Origin of the sequence: Sphingomonas sp. Leaf22 (assembly GCF_001421715.1) — a bacterium.
In the GTDB taxonomy this organism is placed as follows: Bacteria; Pseudomonadota; Alphaproteobacteria; order Sphingomonadales; family Sphingomonadaceae; genus Sphingomonas.
Genome location: NZ_LMKP01000005.1, coordinates 51,736 through 67,922 on the forward strand (window position 1 = coordinate 51,736; position 16,187 = coordinate 67,922).

General features: G+C 68.4%; 12 protein-coding genes. 7 read left to right on the forward strand and 5 right to left on the reverse strand.

Annotated features, from left to right (window positions below):
- The first annotated feature begins 58 nt into the window (after nucleotides 1-58).
- From ASE70_RS03880 to ASE70_RS03910, 7 genes are all read left to right on the forward strand, one after another.
- Nucleotides 59-2,956, forward strand: a complete 2,898-nt coding sequence (locus ASE70_RS03880) for a TonB-dependent receptor plug domain-containing protein (protein ID WP_082450626.1) — start codon at nucleotides 59-61, stop codon at nucleotides 2,954-2,956.
- A 248-nt stretch (nucleotides 2,957-3,204) separates the two neighbouring features.
- The gene (locus ASE70_RS03885; protein ID WP_056398367.1) at nucleotides 3,205-3,960 is read left to right on the forward strand and encodes a glycosyltransferase family 2 protein; all 756 of its coding nucleotides are present in this window, start codon (nucleotides 3,205-3,207) and stop codon (nucleotides 3,958-3,960) included.
- 46 nt (nucleotides 3,961-4,006) lie between these two features.
- Nucleotides 4,007-4,339, forward strand: coding sequence for a hypothetical protein (locus ASE70_RS03890; protein WP_156355963.1), 333 nt, complete (start codon nucleotides 4,007-4,009; stop codon nucleotides 4,337-4,339).
- Nucleotides 4,340-4,396: 57 nt separating this feature from the next.
- The gene (locus ASE70_RS03895) at nucleotides 4,397-5,659 is read left to right on the forward strand and encodes a TolC family protein (protein ID WP_056501583.1); all 1,263 of its coding nucleotides are present in this window, start codon (nucleotides 4,397-4,399) and stop codon (nucleotides 5,657-5,659) included.
- The gene (locus tag ASE70_RS03900) at nucleotides 5,659-6,801 is read left to right on the forward strand and encodes an efflux RND transporter periplasmic adaptor subunit (protein ID WP_082450629.1); all 1,143 of its coding nucleotides are present in this window, start codon (nucleotides 5,659-5,661) and stop codon (nucleotides 6,799-6,801) included. The genes ASE70_RS03895 and ASE70_RS03900 overlap by 1 nt, the downstream gene beginning before the upstream one ends.
- Before the next feature lie 3 nt (nucleotides 6,802-6,804).
- Nucleotides 6,805-9,990, forward strand: coding sequence for an efflux RND transporter permease subunit (locus ASE70_RS03905; RefSeq protein WP_056501585.1), 3,186 nt, complete (start codon nucleotides 6,805-6,807; stop codon nucleotides 9,988-9,990).
- Between the two features lie 120 nt (nucleotides 9,991-10,110).
- Nucleotides 10,111-10,950, forward strand: coding sequence for a hypothetical protein (locus tag ASE70_RS03910; protein WP_082450632.1), 840 nt, complete (start codon nucleotides 10,111-10,113; stop codon nucleotides 10,948-10,950).
- 96 nt (nucleotides 10,951-11,046) lie between these two features.
- On the opposite strand, the gene nadA is transcribed toward ASE70_RS03910, so the two are convergent.
- The 5 genes from nadA to ASE70_RS03935 all read right to left on the reverse strand — a co-directional run bounded on the left by nadA (nucleotide 11,047) and on the right by ASE70_RS03935 (nucleotide 15,883).
- Complete coding sequence (gene nadA / locus ASE70_RS03915; RefSeq protein ID WP_055996524.1) at nucleotides 11,047-12,042, reverse strand: quinolinate synthase NadA; 996 nt, start codon at nucleotides 12,040-12,042, stop codon at nucleotides 11,047-11,049.
- Nucleotides 12,043-12,216: 174 nt separating this feature from the next.
- Complete coding sequence (locus ASE70_RS03920) at nucleotides 12,217-12,933, reverse strand: DUF4230 domain-containing protein (protein ID WP_056501587.1); 717 nt, start codon at nucleotides 12,931-12,933, stop codon at nucleotides 12,217-12,219.
- The gene (locus ASE70_RS03925) at nucleotides 12,918-13,775 is read right to left on the reverse strand and encodes an MBL fold metallo-hydrolase (RefSeq protein ID WP_056501589.1); all 858 of its coding nucleotides are present in this window, start codon (nucleotides 13,773-13,775) and stop codon (nucleotides 12,918-12,920) included. The genes ASE70_RS03920 and ASE70_RS03925 overlap by 16 nt, the downstream gene beginning before the upstream one ends.
- 126 nt (nucleotides 13,776-13,901) lie before the next feature.
- Nucleotides 13,902-15,518, reverse strand: a complete 1,617-nt coding sequence (locus tag ASE70_RS03930) for a M56 family metallopeptidase (RefSeq protein ID WP_056501592.1) — start codon at nucleotides 15,516-15,518, stop codon at nucleotides 13,902-13,904.
- Complete coding sequence (locus tag ASE70_RS03935; protein ID WP_056398396.1) at nucleotides 15,515-15,883, reverse strand: BlaI/MecI/CopY family transcriptional regulator; 369 nt, start codon at nucleotides 15,881-15,883, stop codon at nucleotides 15,515-15,517. Before ASE70_RS03935 ends, ASE70_RS03930 begins: the two co-directional genes overlap by 4 nt.
- Nucleotides 15,884-16,187: the final 304 nt, after the last annotated feature.

Consider the following 16,187-nt stretch of genomic DNA (forward strand, 5'->3'; position numbering starts at 1 on the left):
GTTCTGCATTTCGACCAGTTTCGACGCCAAGGGGTGCGATGGTCGGGGGAAGTACACCATGTCGATCGTCACACGCCGTCGCCTGCTCGCCGGGGCGGCGCTGCTCGCCGCAGCATCCGCACAGGCCCAGACCGTAGCCGTGGCACCGCAACCCCCCGAAGCGACGACAGGCAATGACGACCGCGGCGAAATCGTCGTCACCGGATCGCGGATCGCCCGTCCCGACTATGCCGCGCCCAACCCGGTCGTATCGCTGGGGGCCGAGGAGCTTCGGCGATCGGGGACGACCAACGTCACCAGTTTCCTGCAACGCGTGCCCGCGCTCACCAACTCGCTCGACAGCACGCGCACCGCCGGCCGCAACCAGGCCGATGGCGCACTGGGACAGGTCGGGCTGAACCTGCTCGACCTGCGCGGCCTCGGCCCGAACCGGACGCTGGTGCTGGTCAATGGCCGTCGCCACGTCGCGGGACAGCCCGACACCGCCGCCGTCGATATCAACGCGATCCCGACCGACCTGATCGAACGGGTCGACGTGCTGACCGGTGCCGCCTCAGCCGTCTATGGCGCCGATGGCGTGTCGGGCGTCGTCAACTTCGTCCTGCGACGCGATTTCGACGGCATCGCCGCGCGGGCGCAGGCGGGCATTTCCGAACGCGGCGATGCCGGCAACCGCTTCGCCTCGCTGATCGCCGGACGCAATTTCGCCGACGGGCGCGGCAATCTGACGCTGGCCTATGAATATAACGCCGACGATCCGCTGGCGAACGACGACCGCGACTATCTGGCGCTCGCCCAACGCCAGTATTTCGTGAACCTCGACGGCTACGACCCGACCCGCGCCGGCAGCTACAAGATCGGCCCGGTCACCGACCTGCGCTATCCCTATGGATCGAACCAGGGCTATGTCGTGATCGGCGATCAGGTATTTCGCGGCGACGGCGCGATCTACACCCCCGGTCGCTTCCTGCAGAATGACGGTTACTCGATCGGCGGCGACGATACGCCGGTCGCGGGCTATGTCGGCGACATCCTGCCGCGCACCGAACGCCATGCGGTCAACGCGCTCGCCCATTTCGACGTCTCGGACGCGTTCAAGCTGTCGGTAGAGGGCAAGTTCGTCCAGAGCGAGGTGACCAGCTTCAGCGGCTATGGTGGCAATTACCCGGCGACCATCGCGCTCGACAACCCGTTCATCCCGCTGTCGATCCTGACCGCCGCGCGCGCCGCCGGCCTTACCTCGGTCGATATCAGCCGCAACAATTTCGACATTCCCCGCCGCGGCGAGCGCGACCGGCGGCGGACGTGGCGCGGCGTGGTCGATCTTGCCGGGCGGATCAGCGACCATGCCAGCTACGACCTGTCCTATACCTATGGCCGCACCGATGTTCGCGCGACCAAGCTGAACGACCGGCTCAACACCCAATTCCTGAACGCCCTCGACGCGGTGCGCGATGCCGGCGGCGCGATCGTGTGCCGTTCGGCCGACGCGCGGGCGGCGGGGTGCATTCCGGTCAACACCTTTGGCGGCAACACCGTCGATGGCCGCTCGTTCGGCTATTATCTCAGCAACCCGGTCAGCAACGCGCGCATCGAACAGCACGTCGCCAACGCATCGCTGACCGGCGATTTCGGCCAGTTCTTCGCGCTGCCCGGCGGACCCGTAGCCTTCGCCGTTGGCGGCGAATATCGCCGCGAATCGAGCCGCTTTCGCCCGGCACAGGCGCTGATCGACAACGCTTTCTACCAATATGACGAATATATCATCCCGACCCCGTCGGATGGCAGCTTCGACGTCCGGGAAGCCTTTGGCGAGGTCAATGCGCCGTTGCTGAAGGAAGTGCCCTTCGCCCATCTGCTCTCGGTCGGTGCGGCGGGTCGCCTGTCCGATTATTCGACGATCGGATCGACCCGCGCCTGGCAGTTCAACGGAATCTATGCGCCGATCGCAGCGATCAGCGTCCGGGGCTCGTATGGCCGGTCGGTCCGCGCGCCCAATATCGGCGAGATTTTCCGTCCGCAGACCGGGACCAGCAACTTCTTCTCCGACCCCTGCTACGTCGCCAACCGCAGCCTCGGTACGTCGTTCCGGGCAGACAATTGCCGCACGCTGATCGCCGCTGCGGGCGGCGATTTCGCGAACTTCACCGCCGCCAACAATCCCGACGCGACGATCTTCATTCCCGGTACGCAGGAGGGCAACCGCAACCTGCGTCCCGAAGTCGCGACGACATGGACGGCGGGCGTCGTTCTCCGTCCCGATTTCGTGCCCGGCCTGTCGATCGCGGTCGATTGGTACGACATCGAGCTGCGCGATGCGATCAACACGCCGGACGCCAACACCATCGCCCAGTTGTGCGTCGATCAGCCGACGCTCGACAACGCCTATTGCCGGTCGATCAGCCGTCGCACGGGTACGGGCTTCATCAACGGCTTCACCGTGCAGCCGCAGAACGTCGCCGCCTTCCGCACCGCCGGGGCCGAACTGAACGTCACCTATCGCTTTTCGACCGCGCGCATCGGCGATTTCGACCTGCGGCTGGTCGGCGGCTATCTCGACCGGCTCGAACAGGTGGCGACACCGGGCGCGGTGACCGAGGACAATGTCGATCAGCCGTTCCGCCCGCGCTACACGCTCGCCTTCTCGCCGACATGGAACAGCGGCGCGTTGACGCTCAGCTATAACCTGCGCTGGCAGAACGGCGTCCGTCGCTTCTCGCGGATCGATACCGACAGCAACCCCAGCCTCGTCGATCCGCGCTATCTGCGGTACAAGGAATTGTGGAGCCACGACGTGCAGGCGCAGGTCGCGGTCAACGACGATTTCTCCTTCTATGGCGGCGTCAACAATCTGGGTGACCAGCGGCCCGATATCGGCTTCGAAACCAATGTGCCGATCTCGCCGGTCGGCCGCTATGTCTATGCCGGTGCCCGCCTTCGCTACGGCGGGCGCTAAACGTCGGTTCGGAAACTCGCAAAAGGGCGAGTTTCGAGGCGGTTCCGGCCCGCTCCCCCTCGGGTCCCAGCAAAGTAATACTTTGCTGGGCTACCCCCTCCCCGCCACCCATTGAGTGTACCCTGTGGGTGGCGGGGAGGGGGAGCGGGCCGGAACCGCAAAACGCGCAACGGCGCGTTTTCGAACAGGCTTTGAGCGGGTACGGTTGCGACGCTTGATCGTGGGCGTGGTTCTGGCATGGGACGGGGATGCTGCACTCCGCCGATCCGTTCGTCGCGTCGTACGACGTCGTCATCCCGTGTCATAACCGCGCGCACGTCGTCGCCGATGCGGTGGCGAGCGTGCTGGCGCAGGTGCCGGCACCCGAACGCGTGATCGTGGTCGATGACGGGTCGAGCGACGACAGCGCCGCCGTGATCCGCGCCCTTGCCGCTGCCGACCCGCGCGTCGTCGCGATGATCCTGCCGCGCAACGTCGGCGCATCGCAGGCGCGCAACAGCGGCGCGGCGCTGTCCACCGCCGACTGGATCGCGTTCCTCGACAGCGACGATGTGTGGCTGCCCGGCGCGGCGCGCGCCCTGCTCGGCGGCGTGGTGAGTGCCGCCAGCGACATCGTCGTCGGCTGGTTCGCGCGGGTCGAGGGCGATGCCGCGCCCGGCGATCCCGAATGCGGCTGGGACGGCGACTGCATCCGTGCGGGCCTTGCCAGCGGCGGGGTGATCGGGCCGAGCTGGTCGGTGGTCCGCCGCACGCTGGTGGAGCGCGTCGACGGGTTCGATCCCAGCTTCCACAATTGCAACGACTGGGATTTCTACACCCGCGCCGGGGCGGCCGGGGCCCGCTTCGCGCGGATCGACGCCTGTGTCGCGCAGTATCGCACCGTCGCGGGCAGCCGGCTGGTCAACGACACCGCGATCGGCGAACGCAACGCCCGCCGCGTGCTGGCGCATCCCTATCTGGCGGGCTTCGCGCCCGTCGCGGCGGAGCGGGTCGCCGCCGGCTGATCGGGGTACCGTGACATCGGTCCGGGGATGCGATAGGGTCGCGGCCGTGCTGACCCGAGCCTGGTCCTTGTTTCTGATGCTGTTGCTGTCGTCGCTGGTGCTGGCGACGACGGTTCATGCGCGCGAATCGGCCGGGCCGGCGACTGTCGAATGTTCGGGACCGGTCCATAGCGACGGCGACGCCGCCCCCGATGGCGGCGACAACGACAAGGCGGCGCTGCACCATCACGGCAACTGCCACGCCGGTACCTTCAGCGTCCCGCAGCGCGGCGCGCTGAGCCTGTTCGTGCTGACGGCGGTCAATCCCGCGACGCTCGTGCAGGTTCGCGGAGCACCGTCGCGGGCGATCGACCCGGCGTTGCGGCCCCCCGCCGCCTGACGAACGCCACCGGCCGGTCGCGATCGGCCCGACGCAGTTCGTTGGGATATTTCCATCATGCAAATCTGGTTCGCGGCCATCTTGGTCGCGGCGTCATGCGCCGGTCCGGCCATGGCGCAAACCGCCCCCGCCGATGCGGAGCCGGTCTATACGCTCGATCGGGCGGTCGCGGCGGCGGGCGGTAGCGCACCGTCGATCGACGTCGCCACCGCCGCGATCGATGCCGCCGAACAGGCGCGCGCCGTCGCGGCGCTTCGCCCCAACCCGCAGGTGCAGGCACAGGTCGAAAACATCGTCGGATCGGGTGCCTATCAGGGACTCCGCAGCGCCGAGACGACGCTCGGCATCGCCATCCCGATCGAACTGGGCGGCAAGCGCAGCGCGCGCGGCGCGGTCGCCGGGGCGCAAGTGTCGCGCACCCGGATCGAGGCGGCGGTCATCGCCGCCGACCTGCGGCTGCGGATCACGCAGATGTATGTCGGCGCACTGGCCGCCGACCGCCGCGTCGCGACCGCGCGCGAACAAGCCCGGATCGCCACCGAAGCACTCCGCGTCGCCACGATCCGGGTCGAGGCCGGCCGCGCCTCACCGCTGGAACGGCAGCGGGCAGAGGTCGCGCGCATCAATGCCGAGGCCGGGGTCGAACGCGTCGAGCGACTGGCGGCGGCGGCGCGCACCAATCTGGCGCGGCGGACGGGGCAACCGGTGGCCGGGCCGCTCGACGACCGCTTGCTCGATCGCCTGCCCGCCGACACGCAGGGTCCCGTCGCGCCCGTCCTGCCCGACGGCACGCTCGCGCTGGCGGCGGCGCGGGCCGATATCGCCGTCGCCGATGCCGGCATTCGCCTCGCCCGCGCGGCCCGCGTCCCCGACCTCAATATCGGTCCGGCGCTCCGGCGACTGGAGGCGACCAACGACACCGCCGCGGTCGTCGCCCTGTCGCTGCCGATCCCGCTGTTCGACCGCGGTCGCGCCGCGATCGCGCAGGCCAGCGCCGAACGCACCCGTGCCGAGGCGCAGGCCCGCGTCACCGCGCTCGACGTGGCCCAGGCGATCACCGATGCGCAGGTGCAGGCCGCCAATGCCGCGACCACCGCGCGCACCGCCGCCGGCCCGGCACTGGCAGCGGCGCAGGAGGCCGCGCGCATCGCCCGTATCGGCTATCGCGAGGGCAAGTTCGGCCAGACCGAATTGCTCGACGTCGAACGCACCCTCGCCGAAACCCGGATCGCCGCGATCGACGCGCTGGCCGAGTATCAGAATGCCCGCGCGCAGTTGGAGCGTCTGACCGCCCCTGCGCCGCTTGCGGAGAAACCGTGATGAAATCGCACATGACCCTGGCGCTCGCCTTCTGCCTGTCCGCCTGCAACGCCGCCGACATGCCCGTCAACGAAGCCGCGCAGGCCGAACGTGGCGAGAAGCATGGCGGCGAGCATGACGACGCGACCGTCACCCTGACCGCCGAACAGATCGCGCTGGCCGGCGTCGAACTGGCCCGTCCGACCAACGACGGCGCGGCGACGATCGAAATCCCGGCGATCGTCGAGGGCGATCCGCAGGCGACGCAGGTCGTCTCTGCCGCGATCGGCGGACGGATCGTCGCGCTCAACCACAATCTCGGCGAAGCCGTCGCGCGCGGCCAGACCCTCGCCGTGATCGAAAGCCGTGAGGCGGCGCAGATCAAGGGCGAGGTACAGGCCGCCCGCGCCCGCCTGACGCTCGCCAACAGCAATCTCGCCCGCGAACAGCGGCTGTTTGCGCAAAAGGTCACGCCCGAACAGGATCTGATCGCCGCCCGCACCGCCGCGACCGAGGCGCGCATCGCGTTGACGCAGGCGAGCGCCATGATGGCCGCGACCGGCGGCGGGGGCGGCAGCCTCAACCGCATCGGCATCGTCGCCCCGATCGGCGGACAGGTGATCGCCCGCCCGGTGGTACTGGGTCAGACCGTCGCGGCGGACGCCGAACTGTTCCGCGTCGCCAACCTGTCGCGAGTCGCGCTGTCGCTCAGCCTGAAGCCCGAAGATGCCAGCCGTATTGCGCCGGGTAATGTCGTCACCGTCACCGCGCCGGGCCGCGAAACGACCGCCCGCATCCGCTTCGTCTCGCCCGCGCTCGACCCCGAAACGCGGCTGGTTCCCGCCATCGCCACGCTCGACAACCGCGGCGGGCAGTGGCGGCTGGGCGAACCGGTGACCGCCGCGATCCGCCTGACCGGCAGCGAAGGCACCGGCGCGATCCGCGTGCCGACCACGGCGGTGCAGACCGTCGAGAATCGCTCGGTCGTGTTCGTCCGCACGCCCACCGGGTTCAGGGCGGTTCCCGTCGAACTCGGCACCGCATCGGGCGGCGCGGTGGTCGTTCGCACGGGGCTGTCGGGCGACGAACAGATCGCCACCACCGGCAGCTTCACGCTCAAGGCCGAACTCGGCAAGGGTGAAGCCACCCATGCGGATCACTGATCGATGATCGCCCGTATCGTCGCATGGTCGGTCGCGCAGCGTTGGCTGGTGCTGCTGCTGACCCTCATCGCCACCGCCATCGGCGCATGGTCGCTCTATCGCCTGCCGATCGACGCCGTGCCCGACATCACCAACAATCAGGTGCAGATCAACGTCCGCGCCCCCGCCCTCTCGCCCGAACTGGTCGAGAAACAGGTCTCGTTCCCGATCGAGACCGCGCTCGCCGGCACGCCGGGCCTCGACTATACCCGCTCCTTGAGCCGCAACGGCTTCGCGCAGATCACCGCCGTCTTTTCGGAGGACACCGACACTTATTTCGCGCGGCAACAGGTCGGCGAACGGTTGCAGGGGGTGCAGGAAAGCCTGCCACCCGGCGTCACCCCGGAAATGGGGCCGATCGCGACGGGCCTTGGCGAGGTGTATATGTACACCGTCCGGCTGCAGCACCGCGGCGACGACCTGCACAAACCCGGCGAGCCCGGCCAGCAACCCGATGGCAGCTATATCACGCCCGAGGGCGAACGGCTGGTCAGCGAAGAGGACAAGGCGACCTATCTGCGCACCGCGCAGGACTGGATCGTCACCCCGCTGCTCAAGACCGTGCCGGGCCTCGCCGGGGTCGATTCGATCGGCGGCTATGCGAAACAGTTCCTCGTCGTCCCCGATATCCAGCGGCTGGCGGCGCTGAACCTGACGCTGACCGAGCTCGGCACCGCGCTGGAACGCAACAACAGCAGCGTCGGCGGCGGCTTCGTCGATCGCGGTGGCGAGGGGCTGGCGGTACGCTCCGACGCGCTGGTGCGCAGCGCCGCCGACCTGTCGCGCATGGTCATCGCCACCCGCGAAGGCGTGCCGATCACGCTCGATCAGGTCGCGACCGTGCGGACCGGGCAGGCGGTGCGGATGGGATCGGCGTCCGAAAACGGCACCGAAGTCGTCGTCGGCACCGCGATCATGCGCATCGGCGAGAACAGCCGGACCGTCGCTACCGCCGTCGCCGACAAGCTCCAATCGATCAACGCCTCGCTGCCACCCGACGTGGTGGTGCAGCCGGTGCTCGACCGTACCGCACTGGTCAACGCGACCATCGCCACCGTCGGGAAAAATCTTTCCGAAGGCGCGGTGCTGGTCATCGTCGTGCTGTTCCTGCTGCTCGGCAATTTCCGCGCGGCGGTGATCGCGGCATTGGTCATCCCGATCACGATGCTGCTGACCGGGTTCGGCATGTTGCACGCGGGCGTGTCGGCCAATCTGATGAGCCTCGGCGCGCTCGATTTCGGGCTGATCGTCGACGGCGCGGTCATCATCGTCGAGAACGCGATGCGGCGTCTGGCCGACCGGCAACATCACGAAGGCCGGCTGCTGACCACCGACGAACGGCTCGACACCGTGACGGCGGCGGCGCGCGAGATGATCCGGCCATCTGTTTACGGACAGGCGATCATCATCCTCGTCTACCTGCCCTTGCTGACGCTGTCGGGGGTCGAGGGGCGGACGTTCGTGCCGATGGCGCTGACCGTCATCATCGCGCTCGCCTTCGCCTTCGTGCTGTCGCTGACCTTCGTCCCCGCCATGATCGCGCTGTTGCTGTCGCGCCGGATCGAGGAAAAGGACGGCCGGATCGTCACGTGGCTCAAGGCGCGCTACGAACCCGGACTCGACCGCGCGATGAAGCGCCCGTCGCTGACGATCGGTGCGGGCATCGCCAGCCTGATCGTTGCGCTGCTCGCCTTCACCGGGCTGGGGCAGGTATTCCTGCCGCAACTCGACGAAGGCGATCTGCTGATCCAGGCGCTGCGCATCCCCGCGACCTCGGTCCAGCAGAGCCAGGCGATGCAGGTCCCGATCGAACGGATGATGTCGCGACAGCCCGAGGTGCGCTTCGTCTATTCGAAGACCGGCACCGCCGAACTCGCGTCGGACCCGATGCCGCCCAACGCGACCGACATGTTCGTGATCCTGAAACCCCGGTCCGAATGGCCCGACTCCCGTCTGCCCAAGGCCGAACTGGTCGAGCGGATCGAACACGAGCTGTCGAAGATCCCCGGCAATGCCTATGAGATCACCCAGCCGATCCAGATGCGCTTCAACGAACTGATCGCGGGGGTGCGCGGCGACATCGCGGTAAAGGTCTTCGGCGACGATTTCGACGCGATGAACCGCACCGCCGAACAGATCGCCGGCGTCCTGCGCCAGACGAAGGGCGCGGCGGACGTGAAGGTCGAACAGACGACGGGTTTACCGATGCTCGACATCCGCGTCGACCGCATGGCGATGGCGCAGCGCGGCGTCACCGCGCAGGACGTGCAGGACGTCATCACCGCCACCATCGGCGGGCGGCCATCGGGCGTGATCTTCGAAGGTGACCGGCGGGTGCCGATCGTCATCCGCCTGTCCGACAGCCAGCGCGCCGACCTGCAACTGCTGGAGCGCGTGCCGGTGCCGATCGCGGGCGGCGGCAGCGTACCGCTGTCGAGCGTGGCCGAGATCCGCGTCGTCGATGGACCGAACCAGATCAGCCGCGAAAACGGCAAGCGCCGCGTCGTGGTGCAGGCCAATGTCCGCGGCCGCGACGTCGCCTCGGTCGTCGCCGATGCGCAGGAGGCGATCGCAGCAAAGGTCCGGCTGCCTTCGGGCAGTTATCTGGAATGGGGCGGTCAGTTCGAAAACCTCGCTTCCGCCACCGCCCGGCTGAAACTGATCGTCCCCGCCTGTTTCGTGCTGATCCTGTTGCTGTTGTACGGCGCGCTGCGCTCGGTCCGTGACGCGGCGATCGTGTTCACCGGCGTTCCCTTCGCGATGGTCGGTGGCGTGCTGCTGCTCTACGCGCGCGGCATCGATTTCTCGGTGTCGGCGGCGGTCGGTTTCATCGCGCTGTCGGGGATCGCGGTGCTCAACGGGCTGGTGATGGTCAATTCGATCCAGCACCTCGCCGCCGGCGGCCTGGCGCGGGCGGAGGCGGCGCGGACCGGGGCGATGCTCCGCCTGCGGCCGGTCGCGATGACCGCGCTGGTCGCCAGCCTCGGCTTCGTGCCGATGGCCCTTGGATCGGGGGCGGGGGCGGAGGTGCAGAAACCGCTCGCCACCGTCGTCATCGGCGGGCTGATCTCCGCCACGCTGCTGACGCTGTTCGTTCTGCCGACGCTCTATGCCCGGTTCGGCGAACGGCGTGGCATGGCAAATCCCTGACCATTTTCGGCGCGCCGGCACCCCCCGGCGCGCCGATTAGTCGGAGCAGAACGAAAAATAATGGAACCAACATGCCAGTAGCAGTTGGCAACCGAATATAATGTTGCGAGTTTGCTCGCCATGACGACGCAATCCCCTGATATCGCCGACGTATCCTTTACGTCGCGCCTGCTCCCTCTGGTTTGCGCCTGCGCACAAATCCTCACCCCCCTGCTGCCGATGATCGGCATCGGCCGGACGATCGGCGAACAGTCGAACGCCGTCCGCACGCTGGTCACGCCGGCCGGATGGGCGTTCGCGATCTGGGGGGCCCTCTACACCGGCACCCTGGTGTTCGCGCTGTATCAGGCGCTGCCCGCCCAGCGCGACAATGCGCTGATCGCCCGGTTGCGCGGCCCCGCCGCCGGCGCGTTCTTCGGCAACGCGCTATGGGCCGCCTATGTGCAGGTCGCCGGCCTGGGCGTGCCATCGGTCGCGATCATCCTGTTCACGCTGCTGTGCCTGCTCAAAAGCTATCGCATCCTCGCCGCATGGCCATCGGGCTTCACCACCGGGGAGCGGTGGTGCGCGGTCCTGCCGCTGACCGCACTGGCCAGCTGGCTGACCGTCGCGTCGATCGTCAACATCACCGCGACGTTGCGCGCGCACGGCGTCTATTTCGGCGGCGAAACGCCGTTCATCGCTGCGGCGGTGGTGGTCGTCGGTGGCGCGATCGCCTCGGCGGCACTGGTCGCCGGCCGGGGTTGCCCGCCCTATGCGCTGGTCTTCTTCTGGGCGCTGTCGGCGATCTGGGGATCGGGCGGCCAGCGATCGGCGCTGGTCGCGATCGGCGTGGTGATCGCCACGCTGCTGGTGCTGATCGGCACCATCACCGGCCTGCGCAATGGCGGCTTCGCCCATTGGCTGGGCCGCGGGGTGCCGCGCGCGACGGACGAAATCCGGAACCGGGCCCGCGTGTGAATCGCGACCGCTCCCGCACCGGCGGGGGTAGCCGCCGGCCCGTACCGCCGATGGCATGACGACCCGGCATCTGGCACCCGTGCCGCTACGCCGCCGTCACCCCGCGCGCAGCGGTCCCAGATCGCCCAGCCCCACCGTGCCGCTGGCCATCGCCAGCATCCGGTCGAGCGATACCTTGGCCCGCTGGCGCAAGCCCTCCTCGATCTCGATCCGCGGCGACAGGTCGCGCAGCGCGATATAGAGCTTCTCCAGCGTGTTGAGCGCCATATACGGACAGATATTGCAGTTGCAGTTCCCGTCGGCACCCGGCGCGCCGATGAATTGCTTGTTCGGCAACGCCTTTTCCATCTGGTGGATGATGTGCGGCTCGGTCGCGACGATCAGCGTGTCGCCGGGGAAGTCGGCGGCATAGGCGAGGATGCCGCTGGTCGACCCGACATAATCGGCATGGTCGAGGATGATCGCCGGGCATTCGGGATGCGCCGCGACCGGCGCGCCGGGATGCTGCGCCTTGAGCTTCAGCAGCTCGGTCTCGCTGAACGCCTCGTGCACGATGCAGACGCCCGGCCAGAGCAGCATGTCGCGCCCGGTCTTGCGCATCAGATACCCGCCCAGATTGCGGTCGGGACCGAAGATCACCTTCTGATCGGCCGGCAACTGCGCCAGAATCTTTTCGGCCGACGACGACGTCACGATGATGTCGGACAGCGCCTTCACCTCGGTCGAACAGTTGATGTACGTCAGCGCGATATGGTCGGGATGCTTGGCCCGGAACGCCGCGAACTGGTCGGGCGGGCAGCTGTCCTCCAGCGAACAGCCGGCATCCATGTCGGGCAGGATCACCGTCTTGTCGGGCGACAGGATCTTGGCCGTTTCCGCCATGAAGCGCACGCCGCAAAATGCGATGACATCGGCATCGGTCGCCGCCGCCTTGCGGCTGAGGTCGAGGCTGTCGCCAACGAAATCGGCGAGGTCCTGAATCTCGGGACGCTGGTAATAATGGCCGAGGATGACGGCATTGCGCTCACGGCGCAGCCGGTCGATCTCGGCCAGCAGGTCGGTGCCGGTGGGCATTTCGGTGCGCGCGTTCATTGTCGTCTCCTGTGAACCTGCCCGTAGGTCGGTCCCGACCGCACCGCAAGCGGCACGTCCTCCCCTCCCTGACAAGGGAGGGGTCGGGGGTGGGTCGGCCCGCGAGGGAACGGAAAAGCTCTACAACCGGTCTACCCACCCCCAACCCTCCCTTGTCAGGGAGGGGAGCAAACGTCACCGAAGATTGGCGACGACCTCGGCCGGGTCCGCCGAAACATCCCAACGCTCGTTGTTCCGAACCGCCCGTTCGGCCGGAAAGGTCACCACGACCCGCACATTCCGCTCGCCCGCCGCCGCCAGCGGCGCGGCCAGCAACCGGGCCAGCCCGGCGCGGGCCATTTCACGCGCCTGCGCCAGCCGCTCGGGACTGCGCGCCTCGCGTTCGGCGCGCGTTTGTGCCACCGACGACACGCGCTGCGACAGCGCCGCCGCCGCCTCGCGCGTGACGTACAACCCGTTGGTCTGAATCAGCGTCCGGGCCGCTTCGTCGACGTTCGGCCGCGCGACTGTTAGCTCGGGCGCATCGACCACCAGCGTCCGGGTATCGGCCGACCAGCTCAACTGCCCGTCCCCGATCCCGCCGACATCGACGAAATAATCGACCGAATATGGCATCTTGACCACCTGATCGGATCGCAGCCAGCCAAAGCCGCGCACGTCGCTCGCCGTCGCCTGCAACGTGCCCGACAGCGACGCGACCTTCAGTGCACTCGCCCCCGACAACCGCGCGGTGATGATCCGCGTCACCGCCTGTCCGCTGTCCGGCTCGGTCGTGACGGTATAGCGCTCTTCATAACGTTGCCACAGCAGCCAGCCGCCGACCGCCAGTGCCAGCAGCACGACGACTGCGACGACCAGCCGCAGCGCCTGCGGCCTTACCTGCGATGCCATGCCTCGCCCTCCTGCCGCACCATTCCCCGCCGCTCCATATCGATCAGATGCGCCAGCACCGACCGCTGCGCCGCACCGACCAGCCCCGGTGCCAGTCCGACATACATGCCCGCGACCATCGCCGGCACGTCCTGCGTACCGCGCTCGATCGCACGCAAAATCTGTCCCTCGCGCTGCTTACGATGGCCGAGCATACTGCGCACCAGCCGCTGCGGCGTCGCGACCATGTCACCGTGCGCCGGGTAATAGACGCGGTCGTCGCGGTCGAGCAGCTTGGCAAGGCTCGCCATGTAATCGCCCATGTCGCCATCGGGCGGCGACACGATCGTCGTCGACCAGCCCATGACGTGGTCGCCACTGAACAGCGCACCGCTTTCGGGCAAGGCAAAGGCGAGGTGGTTCGACGTATGGCCCGGCGTCGCCACCGCGACCAGCGTCCACCCGTCGCCCGCCACCGCCTCGCCATCGGCCAGCACCCGGTCGGGGCGATAATCGATGTCGAACGCCGCATCCGAACGCGGCCCTGCATCGTCCATCGTCAGCGGCGCGCAGCCGATGATCGCCGCGCCGGTCCGCTCGGCCAGCGGTGCCGCGCCCGGACTGTGATCGCGGTGGGTATGGGTACACAGGATCGCGGCGACCTCTCGCTTGCCGACCGCCGACAGGATCGCGTCGAGATGGACGTCGTCGACCGGTCCCGGATCGATCACCGCCACCACCCCCGTGCCGCCGACCACGAAGCTCTGCGTGCCGCTATGGGTGTAGGGCGAAGCATTGCGCGCCAGCACGCGCGTCACCAGCGGTTCGAGCGGCTGGGCGATACCGGGGGGAAAGTCGGCCATTGCTTCGGCAGATGGCGGTGCCCCCCCGGTTATGCAACCGCTGCAGACGATATGGGGACCGGCCCACGGTAAAGCGGCCGGTCCCCTTTCCACCGAACGAACGGGGCAGGACGTTCGGGGAAGCGGTTAATCCTTGTCATCCATCTCGGCCTGCAATTCGGTCATGCCTTCACGAATGCCAGCCACGGCTTCCCGGCGCTGCTCGGCCGAGAGGCTCAGGTCGGCATCGATCGACACGAGCGCCGCCTTCAACCCCGCCATTGCCGCGCGCAGGCCGGAGGCGGCCGCCACTGCCGCCTGGCGCTCGGCATCCGCACCCTGTACCTCGGCACGGATGCCGGCGGTCGCCGCCCGGCGACTGGCGGCTTCGGCCTGACGCTCGGCAAAGGCGGCGGAGCGCTCGGCAAACGCTGCGTCGCGGGCGGCGAAGGTCGCGATCTGCCGCACCCGGTCCTTGCAGACGATGATTTTGGTCCGCCCGTTCTCGGTACGGGTGATCGTGGTCTCGCGGTTGCCGCCGGGCGTGGCGCCGATGCCGCAATTGGCATTGGCGATCTCGGGAATCTCGGTCAGGCTCTCGCTCAGCACCTTGTCGTCCTCGCCGATCTGACGGATCACGATCTTGCGGACCTGCCCGTCGCGAACCGGGGAGACGGGCGGCACCGCGACTGGCCCAGCCGGCCCAGCCGGAAGCGCAGGCTGCGCCGGGGCCGCCTGTGCCGGCACGATCGCCGCGACCGGGGCGAGCACCGCCGCCGCCTTCTCCTCGACTGCTGCGATCTCGACGCCGGTCGCATCCTCCATCTTGCCGCGCAGCGTCTCGGCCGCCTGCGTCCCCGACGCGGTGATCCCCAGCCCCAGCACGGCCAGCGCCAGCGTCGCGCCCCCGGCGATCCGCCTGGTGGCGGGCGACATCACCCGATGCTTCGACAACATGACAAGCCTCCCTTTCAGTTCATGGACGCCGTGCAGGTGGCAGGCAGCCGACAACCCCTGCCCATGCGCGGACTTGACGATGGCGGTGGCATAGGCGTGGCGGACGCCGGGCGTGGCGCGGGCCAGCACCATCGCGTCGCACGCCATCTCCTGATCGGCGCGGAAGGCGCGAAAGGCGCGCCACGCGACCGGATTGAACCAGTGGCATCCCAGCACGACCAGCGCGACCCAGTTGGCGAGCAGGTCGCCGCGCGCATGATGGCCCAGCTCGTGCGCCAGCGCCAACGCCTGTTCGCGCTCGTCATAGCGTTCGCGGAAATCGACCGGCATCGCGACGTAGCGGTGCACCACGCCGAAGGCGAGCGGCCCGGCGGCATGGCGCGTCTCGATCATCTTGACGTGGCCGTTCGCCAGCCCTTTGGCCCGCCCCGACGCCAGCACCTTCGCACAGAAGCGGCGATGCTGGACGACATGCCACGTGACGAACGCGATGGCGCCCAGCAGCCACAGCGCGACCACCGCCAGCGGCACGTCGGCCATGCCCCAGCCCTGCGGCGCCGCCGGGATTTCGGCGACCGGTACGCCCAGCATCACCACCCCCGGCTCGGTCGCGGCCCCGATCGGCGCGATATCGACCGGCCGCCACGCATCGGGAATCGGCGGCAGGATCATGCGCAGCGCCGGCAGCGCCCACAGCGCATAAGCCGCCTGCGGACCGAACCGCCGCGCGACCGGACCGCGCAGCATCAGCACCAGCAACATCAGCAGCGTCGCCGCCGCGATCGTCTCCACCGCCCATCCGATCATTGTTTCAGCGCCTTCAACAGAGCCTCGATCTCGTCGATTTCCTTCGCGCTTAACTGGTCGCGTTCGGCCAGATGCGCGACGAGCGGGGTCAGGCTGCCACCGAACAACCGGTCGATGAACTTCTGCGATTCCCCCGCGACATATTCCTCACGCGCGACCAGCGGGCGATAGCGGTAGCGCCGCCCATCCTCCTCCGCGCCGATCACGTCCTTGGCGAGCAGCCGGCCGAGTAGCGTCTTGACGGTGTTCGCGCTCCAGTCGCGCAGCGGGGCGACGCGTTCGACCACCTCCTGCGCGGTGAGCGGGTTCTTGTCCCAGAGCACTTCCATCACGGCATGCTCGGCATCGCTGATTCGTTCGGCCATGAACGATGACTACACCCGTGGTCATAACGTTTACAAGTGTAATTTACATGCGGTCCCAGCCCTGTCGAAACGGCTTACACGTTGCACCCGTGGTGAAGCCCGATTAACCGCACCGCCCGGCCGAAATCGGCATTTTCCGGAACTGGCACGCGACCTGCATGGTTACCGGCACCCGACGCGTTCGCGCTTCAATCGGGCGGGCCGGCCCCTGCCGGTCCGCCCACCCGGGTCCGGCGATACCGTACCGAACCGCGTCGCACCCGCCGCTTTCCGGCACAAAAACCGCAATATTCCGCCAGTTTTC